Annotated in this window: 17 protein-coding genes and 1 pseudogene; 13 read left to right on the top strand and 5 right to left on the bottom strand. The window is 45.4% G+C overall.

The window, feature by feature from the left end:
- Positions 1–2 precede the first annotated feature (2 nt).
- The 7 genes from thpD (at position 3) to L1N85_RS07205 (ending at position 7,565) form a co-directional block, all read left to right on the top strand.
- Complete coding sequence (thpD, locus tag L1N85_RS07230; RefSeq protein WP_235236597.1) at positions 3–911, top strand: ectoine hydroxylase; 909 nt, start codon at positions 3–5, stop codon at positions 909–911.
- Between the two features lie 3 nt (positions 912–914).
- Positions 915–1,436 carry a DUF2179 domain-containing protein gene (locus L1N85_RS07225; RefSeq protein WP_235236588.1) on the top strand — a complete coding sequence of 174 codons (522 nt, stop codon included), beginning with the start codon at positions 915–917 and terminating at the stop codon, positions 1,434–1,436.
- Positions 1,437–1,563: 127 nt separating this feature from the next.
- Positions 1,564–3,507 carry an ATP-dependent DNA helicase gene (locus tag L1N85_RS07220; RefSeq protein WP_235236586.1) on the top strand — a complete coding sequence of 648 codons (1,944 nt, stop codon included), beginning with the start codon at positions 1,564–1,566 and terminating at the stop codon, positions 3,505–3,507.
- Positions 3,508–3,657: 150 nt separating this feature from the next.
- A complete protein-coding gene (locus tag L1N85_RS27090) occupies positions 3,658–3,783 on the top strand; it encodes a hypothetical protein (protein ID WP_268818178.1) in 126 nt (41 codons plus the stop codon).
- Positions 3,780–5,240 (top strand): spore germination protein, encoded by a 1,461-nt coding sequence (locus L1N85_RS07215; RefSeq protein ID WP_407946340.1) that lies wholly within the window; start codon positions 3,780–3,782, stop codon positions 5,238–5,240. Before L1N85_RS27090 ends, L1N85_RS07215 begins: the two co-directional genes overlap by 4 nt.
- 22 nt (positions 5,241–5,262) lie before the next feature.
- Positions 5,263–6,357 carry a spore germination protein gene (locus tag L1N85_RS07210; RefSeq protein WP_235236833.1) on the top strand — a complete coding sequence of 365 codons (1,095 nt, stop codon included), beginning with the start codon at positions 5,263–5,265 and terminating at the stop codon, positions 6,355–6,357.
- On the top strand, positions 6,354–7,565 hold the full coding sequence (locus tag L1N85_RS07205; RefSeq protein ID WP_235236584.1) for a Ger(x)C family spore germination protein: 1,212 nt from the start codon (positions 6,354–6,356) through the stop codon (positions 7,563–7,565). The genes L1N85_RS07210 and L1N85_RS07205 overlap by 4 nt, the downstream gene beginning before the upstream one ends.
- Before the next feature lie 225 nt (positions 7,566–7,790).
- Here the strand turns inward: L1N85_RS07205 and L1N85_RS07200 are convergent, their stop codons facing one another.
- Positions 7,791–8,636 carry a sugar phosphate isomerase/epimerase family protein gene (locus L1N85_RS07200; RefSeq protein ID WP_235236582.1) on the bottom strand — a complete coding sequence of 282 codons (846 nt, stop codon included), beginning with the start codon at positions 8,634–8,636 and terminating at the stop codon, positions 7,791–7,793.
- Positions 8,637–8,786: 150 nt separating this feature from the next.
- Complete coding sequence (locus L1N85_RS07195; RefSeq protein ID WP_235236580.1) at positions 8,787–9,749, bottom strand: cation diffusion facilitator family transporter; 963 nt, start codon at positions 9,747–9,749, stop codon at positions 8,787–8,789.
- A 155-nt stretch (positions 9,750–9,904) separates the two neighbouring features.
- On the opposite strand from L1N85_RS07195, the gene L1N85_RS27535 reads away from it, so the two are divergent.
- The 3 genes from L1N85_RS27535 to L1N85_RS07180 all read left to right on the top strand — a co-directional run bounded on the left by L1N85_RS27535 (position 9,905) and on the right by L1N85_RS07180 (position 12,285).
- The gene (locus tag L1N85_RS27535; protein WP_328285173.1) at positions 9,905–10,084 is read left to right on the top strand and encodes a GNAT family N-acetyltransferase; all 180 of its coding nucleotides are present in this window, start codon (positions 9,905–9,907) and stop codon (positions 10,082–10,084) included.
- A 753-nt stretch (positions 10,085–10,837) separates the two neighbouring features.
- The gene (locus L1N85_RS07185; RefSeq protein ID WP_328285180.1) at positions 10,838–11,071 is read left to right on the top strand and encodes an FCD domain-containing protein; all 234 of its coding nucleotides are present in this window, start codon (positions 10,838–10,840) and stop codon (positions 11,069–11,071) included.
- 44 nt (positions 11,072–11,115) lie between these two features.
- Entirely contained in the window at positions 11,116–12,285 is a 1,170-nt protein-coding gene (locus L1N85_RS07180; protein WP_235236576.1) for a helix-turn-helix domain-containing protein, read from the top strand.
- A 195-nt stretch (positions 12,286–12,480) separates the two neighbouring features.
- On the opposite strand, the gene L1N85_RS07175 is transcribed toward L1N85_RS07180, so the two are convergent.
- Complete coding sequence (locus tag L1N85_RS07175; RefSeq protein ID WP_328285172.1) at positions 12,481–14,139, bottom strand: GMC oxidoreductase; 1,659 nt, start codon at positions 14,137–14,139, stop codon at positions 12,481–12,483.
- Positions 14,140–14,579: 440 nt separating this feature from the next.
- On the opposite strand from L1N85_RS07175, the gene L1N85_RS07170 reads away from it, so the two are divergent.
- Positions 14,580–15,608: a glucosaminidase domain-containing protein gene (locus tag L1N85_RS07170; RefSeq protein WP_235236572.1), complete on the top strand. Its 1,029-nt coding sequence runs from the start codon at positions 14,580–14,582 to the stop codon at positions 15,606–15,608.
- Between the two features lie 70 nt (positions 15,609–15,678).
- Positions 15,679–16,206, top strand: a complete 528-nt coding sequence (locus L1N85_RS07165) for a hypothetical protein (RefSeq protein ID WP_235236570.1) — start codon at positions 15,679–15,681, stop codon at positions 16,204–16,206.
- 58 nt (positions 16,207–16,264) lie between these two features.
- Here the strand turns inward: L1N85_RS07165 and L1N85_RS07160 are convergent, their stop codons facing one another.
- Together L1N85_RS07160 and trhO are read right to left on the bottom strand one after the other, a co-directional pair.
- Positions 16,265–16,411, bottom strand: a complete 147-nt coding sequence (locus tag L1N85_RS07160) for a hypothetical protein (RefSeq protein ID WP_235236568.1) — start codon at positions 16,409–16,411, stop codon at positions 16,265–16,267.
- A gap of 137 nt (positions 16,412–16,548) precedes the next feature.
- Positions 16,549–17,445 (bottom strand): oxygen-dependent tRNA uridine(34) hydroxylase TrhO, encoded by an 897-nt coding sequence (trhO, locus tag L1N85_RS07155; RefSeq protein ID WP_235236566.1) that lies wholly within the window; start codon positions 17,443–17,445, stop codon positions 16,549–16,551.
- A gap of 210 nt (positions 17,446–17,655) precedes the next feature.
- Between trhO and L1N85_RS07150 the strand changes: the two are divergent.
- A pseudogene (locus L1N85_RS07150) lies at positions 17,656–18,047 on the top strand (RNA-guided endonuclease InsQ/TnpB family protein); the annotation flags it as partial.

Raw genomic sequence — 18,047 nt, 5'->3', positions numbered from 1 at the left:
CTATGAATCCAATCGCAAATGAAGAGAAAATGGTAAAACAAGGTGCAAAAGATAAGTATCCTTCCAGAGTCAAGGATAAGCCGGCAGTGTTGAAGCGTAAGGATGCCGTTCTCTATTCGGAATGGTCGGAGCAAAGTCCTTTGAGCAGAGAGCAATCCGATTTTTACGAGAAAAACGGCTTCTTGGTTTTGGATTCATTTTTCTCGGAAAAGGATTTGTCCGAATGGCGGTCCGAATTGAAAAAGCTAAACGACGTATACCGCGAGGAAGAAGCGGAGCATGTCATATTGGAGCCGGAGAGCAGAGAAGTGCGGTCGGTCTTCGCTGTTCATGACAACAATGAACGTTTAAAGCAGCTTGCTGCCCACCCGAGGCTCGTAGCCATTGCGAATTATTTGCTGGGCTCCGATACTTATATTCACCAATCCCGCATTAATTTCAAACCGGGCTTTACGGGTAAAGAATTTTATTGGCACTCCGATTTCGAGACCTGGCATGTGGAGGATGGAATGCCTTCCATGCGTGCGTTCAGCTGCTCCATATCACTCACGGATAACTTTCAGCATAATGGACCTTTGATGGTCATTCCCGGATCCCACACGAAATTTATTTCCTGTGTAGGGAGGACGCCCGATAACCATTTCAAGCAATCGCTTCGCCGCCAGGAATACGGCGTTCCCGATCCGGATAGTCTGGAGATGTTAAGCAAGGAGGGCGGAATCCATACGATTACCGGCAAAGCGGGCTCCATCGTTTTGTTCGATTGCAATACGATGCACGGCTCTAACAGCAACATTTCGCCAGATCCGCGAAGCAACGTTTTTCTTGTTTATAATAGTAAGGAAAATAAACTTCAGGAGCCTTACTCCGGTCAGAAGCCGCGTCCTCGCTACATCGCTTCGCGAGAGTAAGCGATGAGCACGTTGCTCCTGGTCGGGTCGATCATCGGCATTAATATCGCTTACGTGTCTTTGTTTACGCTGCGCCTTATCTTCTCGATAAAGGGAAGAAGAGGCGCGGCGTCCCTCCTTGCGATGTTCGAGGTTTTTATTTACTTGGCGGGCTTGAACCTGGTTCTTCAGAACCTATCCAATCCTGTAAATATGGCTGCTTATTGTCTCGGCTTCGGCGCGGGCGTCTATCTGGGAAGCCGGATAGAGGAATATATGGCGCTTGGCTATTCCGTCGTTCAAGTGATCACCAATTCGGTTGAAACCAAGCTGCCGGACAAGCTAAGAAGCTTCGGCTATGGCGTGACGTCTTGGGCTGCGGATGGCCGGGACGGCAAACGGTTGGTCATGCAAGTACTCGTGAAGAGGAGCAACGAGAAAAAGCTGATGGACAGCATAGCGGCAGAAGCGCCGCGGGCATTCGTTATTTCCCACGAGCCAAGACAATTCAAAGGCGGCTTCTGGACGAAAATGATTGAGAGATAACTCCATTTTCTTTGACTAAGCATAGGTTTTAATGGTATATTGGAATGTATGTTTAGAAGAGGAACCGCACAAACGGCTGCGTGCTTGCACGCAGCCGTTTGTGCCTATTATATGGAGGCAACCCATCGTGAATAAATATCCGTTTGAGTTCGACCCGAAGCAATCCTTTGTCAGGCAGGCGAGTGATTGGATAGCCGATGTTTTCTATGAGAAGCTGCCCGAGGCAGGCTTTGAAATTAGAGACGAGCAAATTTATATGGCCTTTCAATTGGAAAGGGCGTTTGCCGAAAAACAGACGATTTTCGCAGAAGCCGGCGTGGGAACCGGGAAAACGCTTGTCTATTTGCTTTATGCGATAAGCTATGCGCGTTATATGAGGAAACCCGCCATCATTGCCTGTGCGGACGAATCATTAATAGAGCAGCTCGTTAAACCGGAAGGGGATATTGCGAAGCTGGCCCGTCATCTCGATTTCGTTATTGATGCAAGACTTGGAAAATCCGCAGACCAGTATTTATGTTTGAATAAGCTTGACGATGTACGCGACGAGCTTGACGATGGCGAGCTGTTCGATGGCATTTATCGCGATTTGCCTGGCTTTGTTAACAAACCGGATTCGATGCAAGGCTTCTATCCGTACGGGAACCGGAAGGATTATCCAAGCCTTAACGATGAACTGTGGAACAGGCTTGGCTGGGATGTCTTCCAGGACTGCTTGGTTTGCGACAGAAGACATCGCTGTGGTCAAACCTTATCGCGAGACCATTACCGCAAAGCCGCGGACGTCATTATTTGCTCCCATGATTTCTATATGGAGCATATATGGACAAATGAGGCGAGAAAGCGCGAGGGGCAGCTGCCGCTCTTGCCGGAGCATAGCTCCGTTGTATTCGATGAGGGACATTTGCTCGAAACCGCCGCGCAGCAGGCGCTGACTTACAAGCTGAATCACCCCGTATTTGAAGGCATCATCACACGATTGCTGCAGGAGGAAATTCGCGAGTCATTAGCGGTAGCCGTAGAAGATGCCATTACCCAAAGTGAGTTTTTGTTTCGTTTAATTGATAGGAAAAGCGTGAAGGTCCCGGGTTCAACCCGCAAGGAGCTGGTATGGAGCGATGAGCTGCTTCACGAAATTAATCGGCTTCAGGATATGCTGTCGGTCATCGAAGAGGAGCTCGTTTTCGAGAGCGGCTTGTATACGATTGACGCATATCAGCTCAAAATCGTTGAAGAGCATCTGGAAATGATTCAATTCGCCCTTTCGTTATATAAGAGAGAGGATAAGCCCATCACCTGGGTTTCGCAGGACAAGGACAGCCTATCGCTCGTCATTATGCCGAAATGGGTGAAGGAGATATTGAAGGAGCAAGTATTTTCCCGGAAAATGCCAATCGTATTCTCCTCCGCAACGTTATCCGTAAACGGCTCGTTCATATACATGATGGATATTCTCGGAATGGACAACGCTTTATCCTTCTCCGTTCCTTCTCCGTATGAGTACGCGGAGCAAATGCGCGTAATGGCACCTTTGATGGGGAAATCAATGGGGATTGATGAAAAGGTAGAGGAAACTTTCCGGAGGTTAAAGCAGGCTGGCGGCAGAACTTTAATCTTGTTTCCATCGATGGAGCAGCTAGAGCTGTTTAAGTCGAAGTCCGAGCATCATGACGAATCCGCCGCATACAGATTTTTATATGAAGGCACTGCAGAAATCAGCTACATCATCGAGCAGTTCCAGACCGATGAGGCGAGTATTCTGTGCGCGGTAACGTTGTGGGAAGGACTCGATATTCCAGGCCCGTCATTATCCCAGGTTATCGTATGGGAGCTTCCATTCCCTCCGAATGATCCCTTGTTTGCGGCAAGAAGGAAGGATGCCGGTTCGCCGTTCGAGCAAGTCGATATGCCTTACATGCTGCTTCGTTTGAGACAGGGTATGGGGCGTTTGATTCGTTCGCGGGGGGACAGCGGAACGATCGTTATTTTTGGCGAAAAGCTGAATGATGCTGCCGTTCGCGAGCAGGTTATGCAGATTATTCCGCAAGGAGTAACCATTGAAAGCCTATAATCGTTTCATCTATATGAACTAGCTTGAAGAGGGATGCTCCCTCTTCTTTTTTTTTTGCGCGATTAGCTTCCTCAACCGTTTAAAGGCGACGATTAACGGCAAAAATGTTAATTATTCGACACGGTTTTGATGCGGGAGAGTGGATCATTCATGCTGCAAGCGATTATTCAGAACATACCGGAATGGAAGGTTTTTGTCGAAGCCTTCGTTACCCTTGCCGTTCCTCTTATGATTGCATACCTATTCAAATGGTTCCGTAAACCAGAGGAAGAGTGATTCAGATGAACGACAATTTGTTGGAAAATTTAAGTCTCATTCAAGAAAAAACGAAATATTACTCTGATGTGGTTGTCAGACCATTTGCATTAGGCGATTCAGGTAAGGCTGGAGCTATTATATTTGTAAATGGGTTAGCCGATCGCGAGCTGATTGATCAGCATATTTTAAAAGCATTAATGTCCATACATGTGGATCAGGCATCCATCACGAAAAACTATATTAAAAATCAAGTTCTATCCGTCAGTCAGCTGACGGAAGCTTCCTCCATAGACGAATTTATACCGAAGGTGCTCTTAGGGTCTACCGCGCTTGTCATCGATGGTTTTTCGGAAGCGCTGGTGATCGGTACGGCTAAAGTCAAGTCGCGTAATATCGAGGAGCCGATTTCGGAAGCGCTAGTTAGAGGCCCAAGAGCCGGCTTTAATGAAACCCTATCGGATAATACCGCGCTTCTTCGCCGTCATGGGGAAAATGCCAGCTTGGCATTTATGTCGATACAGGTTGGTGAACGTGCTAAGAAAGACCTGATCATCGCTTATATTATGGATATAGCGGACCCGGATTTAGTTGAAGAGGTTCGGCGAAGAGTGCTGAAAATCGACATTGATAACGTAATGGAATCCGGCTATGTCGAGCAGCTGATTGAGGACAATTATTTGAGCCCGTTCCCGCAGGTGCAAAGCACAGAAAGGCCGGATCGCGTCATTGCTGCGCTGATGGAGGGCCGTGTGGCGATTTTGTTGGACGGAACGCCGTTCGCTTTGATCGCGCCCGTTACGTTTAGCATGCTGTTACAATCCCCTGAAGATTATTATGAGAGATGGATGGCAGGAACGCTGCTCCGACTTCTGCGGTTTTTCGCTGCATTAATTTCATTATTGACGCCTGCCATGTACGTTTCCTTTATATCGTTTCACCCTGGCCTCATCCCGACAAAGCTTGCGATCTCAATCGTAGGAGCTAGGGTGGGCGTCCCGTTCACCTCGCTCGTGGAAGCATTAATCATGGAGGTCGCGATTGAGATATTGAGGGAAGCAGGACTTAGGCTTCCAAAGCCTATCGGTCCGGCAATGGGTATTGTTGGCGGTTTGATTATTGGTGAAGCAGCTGTACAAGCCGGCATCGTTAGTCCGATTCTTGTTATTGTCGTAGCGATTACAGCCATTTCTTCCTTTGCCATACCGCAATACAGCGCGGGGATATCTTTGCGCATGCTGCGTTTTGTGCCGATGTTTTGTGCCGCGGCATTTGGCATGTATGGGGTTATTTTGTTTTTCCTGATGTTATGCGCACATGTTGTGAAGCTGAAAAGCTTTGGCGTTCCGTATGCCAGTCCTGCCGTGCCATACCGTTTAAGCGATTGGAAGGATTTTTTCTTTCGTATGCCCATGTTTATGATGAAGCAAAGACCTGAGATGCTGCATACGAAAAATCAGAAGAGGAAGCGTAACTAATTCAATTTGGAAGAAGGTAATGATGATCAATAATAATACGGATCAAATTACTACTGCTCAAGCGGCTGTCATTGTCTCGAACTTTTTACTTGGAACGGGAGTGCTTACGCTGCCGAGAGTTGCCGCGGAAGCAGCAGGGACTCCGGATGTGTGGCTTTCCGTTCTCATAGGAGGAATGATTGCTATTGCTGCCGGCATCATCATGGCGGTTTTGTCGAAATCACATCCCGGACTAACCGTATTTCAGTATAACAAGAGTTTGCTGGGCAAATGGATCGGCGGACTTATCAGTGCTGCGTTTATTATTTATTTCTTTATGCTGGCCGGTTATCAAGTACGAGCTTTAACGGAAGTAACAAGCTTATTTTTACTCGAAGGCACGCCCTCGTGGGCTATCATTATAGCGTTTATGTGGGTAAGCCTCTATCTCATGACGGGCGGACTGAATCCGATCGCACGATTATTCGAGATCATTCTTCCGCTGACGATCGTCATTTATTTATTCGTTATGTTTATGGGGTTTAGCATCTTCGAGCTTGATAATCTGAGACCGGTATTAGGGCAAGGATTTATGCCTGTATTAGCAGGCGTTAAACCTACGGCGTTGTCCTTTATCGGCGTAGAAATTATTTTGATCCTTACTGCATTCATGAAGCAGCCTGCCAAATCCGTCAAAGCGGTCGTTTACGGTACGGCAATAACCGTTATTCTGTATCTCATTACCGTCATTATGGTTATTGGCGCTTTGTCCGTTGACGGTGTTCTGACAAGAACATGGCCCACGCTCGATCTGGTGCGCAGCTTTGAATTACCGGGTCTCATATTCGAGCGGTTCGAGTCGCTGCTGCTAGTCATTTGGATTATGCAAATTTATTCCTCCTATACGATTTCCTACTATGCGGCAAGCTTGGGACTATCGCAGCTATTGAACATCAACTTAACCTCATGCCTGTTTGCTTTGTTGCCCGTCGTATACATTATTTCGAACATTCCGAAAAATTTGGATGTTTTATTTGCCTTCGGTGATTTACTTGGAAATACGGCTATCTATTTAGTCGGATGCATACCCTTTGCGTTATTGCTTCTCACCAAATGGAAGAAAGGGAGCAGGGGATGAAGATCACTTTTAACCGAACGAAATATTTGTTAATAGGCTTGTGTACTTGTTCTTTACTCATTCAAACTGGCTGTTGGAGTAAAGACGAAATCGAGGAACTTAGTATTTACGTTGGCGTAGCGCTTGATCAGGCCAAGGAAACGAAGCTGGAAGCAAAACTTGGCAAGTTAGCCGTAAATGCCAATGATAGAAAGCTATTATCGGTGACCCTCCAAATCGTGAACAAGCAATCCGAGGAAAAAGGAGGGAATTCGGCTGGGGATCCTGCCACCAAAGCTTATTTAAACGTGTCCGAAACAGGTGATTCGATCATCGATATGATAAGACAGTTGTCTACCCGGATGGAACGTCCTGCAATCGGTCACCATCTCAAAGTGATCGTCATTAATGAGCAGCTTGCCAGACATAAAAGCATGTATCAGCTGTTGGATTTCTTCTTAAGGGATAATGATATTAGACCAAATTGCGTTGTGATGATGAGCAGCGGATTGGCCAAACATACATTGGAAGCAAAAGGGAATTCGATCGTTCCAGCCTTTCGACTAATGGGCATGCTGGAAAATCGTTATCGGACGCTTAAAATTATGCCGCGAATGACCTTATACAAGCTGGAGAAGCATATGCACGCGGAATCAAGCTATATGCTGCAAAATGTGGTTGCAGCAGAAGGGGAGGTCAAGCTTTCAGGGGCGGCGGTCATTAAAGGTAAAACGCAAAAATTCAGAGGGCTTCTGAATGAAGAAGAATTGTTAGGGGTCATTTTACTTAGCGGCGAGGCTGAGGGAGGCATTATTAAATGTGTAAATGAAAAGACAAATGAAATGATCGCTTATGAGCTAAAAGCTATGAATAGCGAAATTTATACAAGCGTCGACGGCGATAACGTTTCTTTTGATGTAAAGATGAAATCGGAAGGTCGCATTATTGAAGATTGGAGTGAAAATAGCGGGCCCATCGATGATGCTTATAGAGCTGGCGTGGAGCAGTCGGTAGAACGGGAGATCATGCGATTAGCTAAGCAAGGCTTAGACAAAATACAGAAGGAATATAAAGCCGATGTCGTCGGTTTTGGAACGCGTCTAAGCATTGAACAGCCGAAGTTATGGCAAAAGGTAAAGAAGAACTGGGACCAGGCGTTTAGCCGGATTCCGATTACTTATAGCGTAGAGCTGACTATTACGGAAACAGGTACGGAAAAAAGCCAATAGCCGATAAAAACGGGAAATAGGCATCCATTTTCCTCTATAAAAATGGCGTGAAATACATATTTCACGCTATTTGCCTTTCGATCGGCTTTTCTTATGAATAACATTTCGAGTAAAATGGCTGCACTCATTCGAATTAAGTAGACATCATTATAATTATGTAAACAAAAAAGCGGATGGCAGATACGAATCGTAACTGCTATCTGCTTTTTTTCGTGTTAATTTGCACTAACGTGCTGTCGATAGATAAGGCTCAACAATTGCTTTAATCCGATCAAGTCCTTGCCACATATCGCCCGGACCGTCATAAATCAGGACATAAGAGCCATTATAGCCGGTTTCTTGAACTTGCTTAAGATAGGAATTGAAGGATTCCGCATCCGGAATTCCTGCATCGACGTAGTTGGGTTTGGCATGAATCGATACGCTGAGAGGTGTTGTCGCGGCAATTTCCGCCATCTTGTCAGGTCCATGATAATTTCCGAAATCGGTAATAAACCCGACTCGATCTCCAGCTCCCGCTAACAGCTTGAGTGAGCTTTCGGCAGTGGAAGTAAGCGGCTTGAAGTTTTCTGTTACGACTCGAACGTCTTTTGGCGCAGCGTATTGAGCAAGCTCCGATAATGCAGACGCGGCTTGCTGAATAGCAGCTTCGTCAGTTGGGGACGCCTCGCCGGCGATGATACGGATTTGCTTGGCTCCGCATAGAGAAGCTGCATCAATCCATTCGCGAATGAGGGATATATCTGCCGTCCTTCTTGTTACATCTGTATTCGTAAGATCGCCGTAATCAAGCAGAAGCGTATCGAACGAAACGTCCGCGGCTAGAAAGGATTGACGAAGCTGTTCTAAATAAGAGGCTTCGGTAGCAGGAAAGTGAAAATGACAAACCTCAATGGCTTTATAACCCCTTGATGCAGCTGCAGCAGGGAGCTCAAGCAATGTTAATTGTTGCGGTTGTTCCTGCACTCTCGTTTGGTGAGTGCAAGAATCGGCATCCCACACGGTCCAGCGGAGAGGGCCAAGAATGCGGTGTAAGCTCCATGTACTAACGGATAAGTATGACAATTTCATCCCGCCTCATTATCATTATGGTTAAGACTATTTACAGGATAGCATTAGTCCACTTGGAAAAGAATGCACCGAATTTGGCTTATAATTCCGCTCGTTGGTCATTTGAAGAAATAAAAGGCGAACAGAGCCGCTCTGTTCGCCTTTTATTTCTTATTTGGAAGGAACCCACGTTTTGACGCCGTTGTCATCCATAATGCCCAGCGTAACGTCGGAAATATCGCTGTCGGTTAGCAGCCTGTCTTTAAGCCTCAATTTAATATTAGTCGCGTCTGCTAAGGAAAGTCCGTTGCGAAGCTCGATATAGGCTTCAACATGATATCGCCGTCCCTCTTGGACGATGCGAAGTTTGCCAATATCGGTAACATCTGCATCGGAAATGATCAAGCCGGCAATACGGTCCTCCACATCCTTGGGTGCCGCAACTCCTATGAGGCCAATCATATTATCAAATCCAACCTTAAACGCCACTCCGATCATCAAACAAGCAATAAGTATAGTGGCAATACCATCCATCGCCTTGAAGGGGGTAAATGCAGCGAATACGATCGCCACTGTCGCAAACACGGCACCAAGCGTTGCTACGATATCCTCGTAAAACACGAGACGCGTAGGAGGAGAGGCGCGATTAGCGTTCCGAAATGCCTCGTAGAAGATGTTAAAGCCTTTCGCATCCGAGCGGGTTTCCTTTATGATCTCTTTCATCGCTTTCAACAGAATGCTGCCGTCAATGACGATCGCGATCAACAATACGATAAAGTTCAGCCAAAAATTTGTCGCTTCTTCGGGGTGCTTGAGAAGCTTAATGCCTTTGAGAAACGTTTCATAAGCCATTATCGTGACAACAATAACAGCAATCATGCAAAATAGATTGATAATGCGTCCGAAGCCGGTCGGGAAGCGTCTCGTTGGCGAGCGTTCGGCAAGTACGCTTCCGATAAATACAAAGCCTTGATTAACCGCATCCGCAACTGAATGCATAGCTGATGCAAACATAGTTCCGCTGCCGCTAATGGAGGCAGCGATGGCTTTTATGATAGCCAAGCCCGTGTTGCCTAACGCAGCCGTTGCAGAAGAGGTGTTGCCTTTCTTAATTAGAGCGATCCAATTGCTCATGTAATTCGATGACCTCCATTTGTGGGAAATTTAATGTTAAGTATAGTATTTATATGGTAAAACATCAATCTCTTGAAGGCAATGGTAAGAGCAGCGATGCCAATTGTGGCCTTTAAGCTGTAGCTTTTGAGAAAGGGGTAGCTGAAGAGGTTGAGATGGATGAGTTCGAGGATATGGCTAAGCATGTTCTCGTTTATTATGATATGGAGCCAGTCGGTACAGGAAGAGTGCGTATCGTAGAGGGGAAAGCTGGAGAGAATTTGCGTATTATCCTCGTACAATTCCTCACGTTAATATGGTTAAGGATTTATCTCGTTAAATACTATTATAATTAATTAGCGCGAATATTCGGCATAAATTTCAACATTCGGCCATAGATATGGTAATGGGAGATGTTCGTAAGGCAATCGAGAGGAGAGGCTGCAGCGAAGGAGCATTACTTATAGCTGGGAGGGATTGAAATGAGTGCGGAATTGCTCATTCAACTACTCGTGCTTATCGTAATGATCGTCGATATGGCCAACAGATCAAAAAATTCTTAACGTTACAAGGACAAAACATCAGTTTTTGGTGTTTTGTCTTTTTTTCGCGGAGATATGGTACAATTTAGTGGAATTCCACTTGCAACCATATGAAGCTGCATTAGATTTAAAAGAAAATACCGTAGATCACTATTGTTTAGACACATTTAAAATTAACTCCATTAATAAAAAAACGGCCTTTTTCGGATCAACGATCATTAAGAAGTACGGTTCGTAATTCTTGTTTTTTATAATCCGGACATCCTAAGAGGAAAAAAAGCAGGGAAACTAGGCATGGCAATCGATATTTTGTTCGGGAATTAATGGCCGATAGCAATTGAATGTCCCAGCAGGAGTTGGGAACGAGGAAGCCGGGAGGCTCAATCTTCGTTCCTTTTTTTGTGATTTACCATGATTCGACAAATTCCTCCGTTGTCAAAATAATGAAAGCGCTCTATAATAAAGCCATGAAGTTAATTATCGATAATCGATAATACGAAACGGAGATTTGGGTTCGATGCAGGGGAAATCGCCGATTATGCCAGTTAACTCGATCAGTGAGCACGTATATACGATGCTTACAGGCTCCCGTTCGAGAAGCATATGATTCTTGACCTGTGGAATCATATGAAGCTGAAGGTCATGCGGTTTATGGCCATATCTAATCGATATTTTACGACGGAAGCTCTTGCTGAGTGGCATCTGCTGCTCGTCGAAGTGCTGCGAACGGGGGATGCAGACGCTGCCGAGCAAGCCTTTATCGAGCATATGCACTCCTACAAAATGATTCATCTCAATTAGTAACGCATCTCATCGATCAACCTTACAAAAAGGGGTAATGGAGCATGCTGAAAGAGGGACTATTATTTGAAGAGGATATCATATTGACATGGATGAGAGATCGGTTTCTCCGGAATTTGGTTTCCGACGAGAGGTGCACCAAATCTGATTTAATAGACAGCTTATCGCGCTTAAAGCTAAATCCGTATTATACCTTTCCCGCGCTTGCTTTAATAGAACCGACAGCCCACTTTGAGGACGAGCATGAGAAAACTATTTTTTTGGAGCAGATGCGTGACTTTTTGCACAAGCAATTATCGGACGGCAGCGTCGTCTTTCTGGATGAAGAAGGAAGAGCAGCGCTGCTATTCTCCTGGGTCTCGAAGGATTTGCTCGTAACGTTGCAACATAAGCTGAACGAACAACTGAATGGACCGGTTAACATTGGAGTTGGGAAGCCGTGCAGCCAATTGTATGATATTTATCATTCGTACCGTCAAGCGGCCAAGGCGCTGCAGTATAAGTTCTACCGGGGAACCGGGCAGATTATCCATTATAGCGAGCTTGGACGTTATGAATCCCTGCAGCAATATCCTGCGGACAAAGAGAAGGAGCTGTTCAATGCTTTCAAGGCAGCTGAATCATCTGCTGAGATCGAGGAGTCCGTCAACGTTTTTTTCGAATGGTTGCTGCAAAAGGGGCCAATCGATACTCAAAGCGTGTATGATTTGACGGTTAGACTGCTTGTGGGGATGGAGAAGAAAGCGCTGGTTGAAACGGAAAATATAAGTCCTTATGAACATTTCGATGTCATGACGATCGTAAAGCTTGAGACGCTTGAGGAAATCAAGGATTATGTAATCCGTTTTCTAATCGGTCTTAAAGAAGTCCTCTCCCACAACCAAAAGGAAAGCCACCGGAGCATTATTAAGAAAACGATTCATCATATGGAGCAGGAATGTCAATATGCTTCGCTCCAAAGCGTAGCCCGGAAGGTGTATATGACACCGACTTATTTGAGCCTGCTATTCAAAATGAATACCGGAAAAACTTTCATTGAGCATCTAACCGATATTCGGATCAATAAAGCGAAGGATATGCTGAAAAGAACTCATTTCAAAAATTACGAGGTAGCGGAAAAGGTCGGTTATCAGGACCCGCGTTATTTCAGTCAAATTTTTAAGAAAAAGGTGGGGCTTTCGCCAAGCGAATACCGGGAATCGATAGGGAAGTAACCAATACGAATAAAAAAAGGACTCAATTGGCATCGAGTATGCCATTTTAAGTCCTTTTTTTTCATGATATTACAGGCGTTAAAGAGATTGCTGCCAAAGCAGGAATCTAATCCGAAAATAAGAAAGAGGTGCTCTATAGATAAGTTCTGATCATGTTCCGACGATGGAAGGGGAGGACAACTTAACACATCTCAGCTATTTCAATTGTTCTATGATATGGTCCGCACTGCGAATAGCCAAGGCAACAGTGGTAAGTGTTGGATTGGCTGCTCCATTGGAAGGTAATACGCTGTTATCGGCTATATAGAGTCCAGATATACCGTGAATTTGCCCATATTGGTTAGTTGCAGAGGTGGAAGGATCATAACCCATCCGGCACGTTCCGGATTCATGAAAATCAGCTCCGGGAGGCCTGAGACACATTTCAGGTTGGCCGTTTTCTGAAGCTAATCGTATTCCCATGACTGAAGATGCCTGTCTCATGGCGGATCCCATTTGGCGAATAACCGCTTGATCTTTTTCACTGTACGAGAAATGGACTTGTATCGGTGGAACCCCGTATTCATCCCGCCTGACGGGATCAAGGCTGACCCTGTTTTCAAATCTTGATTCCACCTTGCCAAAAGCGCCATAAAAACCGATATCCCATTCATCCTTTCTAGGTTTTTCTTTATAATGATACACTTGATATCCTTCCGGTCCACCAAGCTGCAACTGATAGGGAAGGTCCTCCGTGTACGGAATCAAAATATCCAGCGTTCCTAAAACTTCGGGAAAATCTTTGGTGTTCAGGAATCCATTGGCTGTTATGAATGAATGATTTGTAAGATAATGGCCGATCGCTTTCCCCGGTATTCCTGAATTGAGTAAAATGCGCGGCGTTTCAAAAGCATTTGCCGCCAAAACAACGGTTTTCGCTTTGATAATATACGAATTCTTTTCCGGTGTCATAACCCTTACGCCGGACGCTCCTCCATCTTCTGTCAGCACTTGAACGGCACGAGCCTTTACAGCCAAATCGAATGACTTTAGGTTTAAAGCTCTGGCAAAAAATAAGATCGAACTGAAAGCTACGTTGGAATGAAACTCTCCGTAGTTGGTCGGTTCAAGATCGACGGCCAACGGAGTAAATAGGGCATCCGGAAAACCATTTTCCCGAAGCCGTTCAAGAAGAATTTCGGTGATCGAAGACCCCTTGCTAAATTCTTTATTGACATCCATTACCTGTTCGGCGATGTTATAGTATTTCTCCATTTCCTTAACGGTTACGGGCCATCCGGCAAACTCGGTAATATGCATTCTTGGGCTGACAAGTCCCCAGAATAAGGTTTTTCCGCCAAAAGTGAGAATGTTTCTCGCACCTGAATATTCCGGAAGGGAGTTCCCAATCGGAATCGATACTTTCGGATTTGAGAAATATCGCCAGCCGCGTTCGCCATCAAACGTGGGAATGTTCCATGCATGAGTCTGCAGCAAGAGATCCCCTGCTTCCACGACCCCGATCCGTTTCCCGCTTCTTCCCCATTGTTCGCATAATCTCCAAAGAACAGATCCTCCACCTGCACCGGTACCGACGATAATCACGTCATATTCCGTTTTAGCCATTTGATTCAACGGCGTAAGCGGAATCCAGTGATCGAGGTAATCCGGCGGTTGAGCAGGCGGGCACGGGGGAATATTCGCCTGATTTCTGTCCGGTCTGGCTGAAGCGGGGAATATTACTTGTCTGCCGGCGATATTTTGATCAGGACTTGCAATATGTGGATTGATAAAGATGAGATCTAAAACTTGGACACCATTTTTTTTCGCGATAGTTCTGAGAGTATCCCCGTCATCCGCAACATATATCTTCAATACTTCACACCCTTTTATCCGATTCTTAACTATATATAAAAAAAACTCCATGTTTATGACAGTTGGCACGCAGCGTGCGACTGACGGTCTCGTTTATTGCGTTTAGTCATGGGAGCAGGCTAATATGGAAATCAATCATTGAAGCTCATGAATGTCTGATGATGATTCGACGTAAAAAAGCTCTTATTCTATCGGGAATAAGAGCTTTTTTACGCGTAATTGCGGGAGATGCAAGAATTTCTACTGCTGAATGCGAATTATTTATTTTTTCTCATAATTGCCCTTTTCCGCGAAAACGGGACGAAATCTCGTCTTTTTTGGGAACTAACCGACATATAATCTTCACAGACTGTCTGATTGTCCCCAAGGCTGCGTATTATAGCCATCTAACTTAGCTCGTAACGCGTATCCTTCAATAAATTATGGGAAGAGGTATAGTTATGCGAAAAAAGTTAATTCAGCAATCCTTCATTTATTTCTTAATGTTATCGGTAATCGTCACATTAGGCATGTATGTTCAACCTATAAATAAGAACAAAGCGGAATCAGTTATTGCAGCAGCGGTAGTGCCTGCTGAGGCAGCGCCAATTGCGTCCCCCAAAGAAATCATTTTCTCTCAAACCATGCCCCCATATCCCCCGGAACCGACCATTGAAAATAAGCAATCGGATGTGAGTATTCTATCCGTAGATCCGCCAGCGAAGAAGGAGTCGCCGGTTATTGAAGAGCCATTGCCTGCCTACCGGGTTACCGCATACTACCTGAACGTCCGAACGGAGCCGAATGCGAGATCCCGAATCATGACGGTTGTCGAGCTAGGAACAACATTCGAAATCGTCACGGTATTGGATAATGGCTGGCTGGAATTGAAGGATGGCGGCTTTATCCATGGAGGCTATGCTAAATTAATCGAGAGAGAAGCACAGGATAGGGAAATGGCGGACCAGAAGAAGGAAAAAGGAGCCGTAAGCATTGAAAGCAATACATATGAGGCATCTCAACAAACCGAGGAAGAAGAAATGGCTTCGGAGCCGGGCAAGCCGACATCGATCGTTGAATCGGATTCCGGTCTAACCGTCGCCCATATTGAGAAAATTTTCGCGGGCACTGCTTTATCAGGACACGGTTTAGAAGAGGCCATTCTTGAAATCGAAGATGAATACGGCATAAACGCTTTTTTCACCATTGCGGTCATGAAGCTTGAAAGCGGGAATGGCAAGAGCAAGATTGCTAAACTTAAAAATAATTTATTCGGTTTAAATGCGATTGACGGGGATCAATATAATAAGGCTTTCAGCTTCAAAACAAAGGGAGACAGCGTTAGGAGATTCGGAAAGCTTCTGGCAAAGCATTATGTAGGAAAAGGATTAGAGACCATTGAGCAGGTAGCCAAAAAATACTGTCCAGCTAATTCGAAGTGGTCAGGACTAGTGAAGAATATAATGAAAAGCGACTATAGAAAGCTCTGAAATGGCATTTACGATACATATGTGTTATTTTCAATTGCAAGACAATCGTTAAACATAGGAGAGCAAACTTATGAGTGATATCGCGAAAAAAGTGCCATTCGGCTACGAGCCGCCAAAGGATGATCGTAAAGGGACGATCGTCTATTATGATTCATTCGAGCATATAACGGAGCGCGAGCTTGATTTCGCGGCTTATATCTCCAAGGAGCGTTCCTTCGCGAAGCTGGTTCTATATCCCTTGCATGAGCAAAGCGTTAAGCGGTTGTCGAAGGAGCCGGTAAGCGCGTATCATAAGCGGGAAGATAAGCTGCACGAATGGAAGCGGGATCGTGATGCAGCGAATGTAATCGTTGAACGGCTGGAGGGGAAACGGAAAAAATATACGCCGATCGATTCGGCGCTGCGGCATTTATCCGAAACGTATCCGGCACCGCTTTTCCTGCTCATGACTGGTGAAATGGCGAATTTATTTGCTTCTTTTTCGTCGTTCGAGGAATGGATTGTAAAAATACGACTTTTCGTAATCACTGAGTCTGGCCATGTCCATCCGCGCCTTGTCCAGTATCGCCAACGGTGGGAACCCGTCACTTCACATTAGAATAAGAAGAGCTGTCTGCGAGAATGATCTCGCCGGCAGCTCTTTTTTTCGGTTTCGTCTAGCCTGTTGATGGACTATTCGGAATATGACCCTTCTGATTGCGGTTTTCTTCCGTGGAAGCAGCTAAGTTGTTCTCCGCTTCCCGCGAGTTCACTTTAAACGCTTGATTTTTGCTTGGAATCGATTTTTTTTTGTTGCGAGCCATTCGTATGACCTCCATTAGCTTGATTGCCTAAACCACTGAGGCAACTTTAGGTTATCCAATGTTATAAAATTGGAAACATTTTTTTTGAAAAATACGAAACAAAGGTTGATCTCCGATAAGGAAGATCAACCTTTGTTTTAGGATATGTTAATGACATGCTCTTCGCATTCCGACGAGCAGAAGCCCTGCTTGGTTTCCTCGCATTCCGTGCAAACCAGATGCTGACGGTGGCAGGAATCATCCGCGCAATTGATATACGTATCGGCAGGCTGCTGACAGTGATGGCATTTGCCCACGACGACAGCTTCATCCGTTCGATTAATCGTAACGGAGGTCCGCTCGTCAAATACATAGCATTTGCCGTCGAACAATCTTCCTTGCACTTCCTCATCCTTGCCGTAGGTTACAATTCCGCCCTCTAATTGATATACATCCTTGAAGCCCTCGCTCAGCATGACGCCTGTCAGCTTCTCGCAGCGTATGCCGCCCGTGCAGTAGGTGATGATCGGTTTGTCTTTGAATTCGCCCATATGCTCGCGAAGCCATTCCGGAAACTCCTTGAACGTCTCTAGATCAGGTCTAATCGCGTTGCGGAAATGGCCGAGATCATATTCATAATCGCTGCGACCATCAAGAACGATAACGTCTTCTCTTTGCAAATACTCATGAAATTCCTTCGGCGAGAGACGAGTGCCGCTAAGCGTGTTCGGATCAAGCGGTTTGTCGTAACGGAGTGTAACGAGCTCTTTCTTGTACCGGACAAATATTTTCTTGAAAGCATGCTGATCGGCTTCGTCGATCTTGAATACGAGATCTGAGAAAAGCGGGTTCGCATGCATGTCGCGCATATATTGCTCGGTTTGCTCAACCGTTCCCGAGAGGGTTCCGTTAATGCCTTCATCGGCAATAAGAATGCGGCCCTTCACGTTTAATTCCTTACAATATGCAAGATGCTCGGCCGCAAACTGCTCCGCATCGGGTATCGCTACAAATTTATAATACAATAAAATGCGATAATCTTTAATTTCGCTCATCGTAGTATTCCTTTCTGGTAAACAAATAAAAGCAATCTATTAATTTTCTCTGAGAGGACTCCCACTTCTGCAAGTGGCGAGGTGAATCGGCGACCTCCTGAATACGCCCACAAGAAGGTCTTTCCTTCCATATTTATTAGCGGTATAATAAATATGGAGGGAACATACATTCGTGTATTTCGTATTTTATGGCTGGAAGGAGGTGAAGTCATGTCAGATTCAAAGTTCACGTACAGGACCCATCAAGTGTGGATCAAACCTGGCCATCGGTTGTTTGCGTACCTGGATCAAGCGTGTCAGAATGCCAAAAATCTGTATAACACGACCAACTTTTACATCCGACAGGTGTTTACTTCCTTTGGACGGAATGAGCCATTGCAGCCGCTGCAACAACAAGTGATGCAAACATTGGAAGCGCATATTGATGCGATGAATGAACGGCTAAGCGAGAAGAATCGTTCCCGTCCGTTCATGCTGCCTTCAGGAGAAGCCATTTGTGTATTACAATTTCTTGGACGCTTTATTCAAAGTGATGGAGCAAACCGATTATCGCGCAACCTGCGCAGAGCAGTCAAGGAATTATGAAGGTTGTGTTCCAAAAA

It is taken from the genome of Paenibacillus alkaliterrae (assembly GCF_021532375.1).
GTDB classification, from domain to species: domain Bacteria; phylum Bacillota; class Bacilli; order Paenibacillales; family Paenibacillaceae; genus Pristimantibacillus; species Pristimantibacillus alkaliterrae.
Note: the sequence above shows the minus strand (reverse complement) of the source record. Positions and strands in the feature narration are given on the sequence as shown.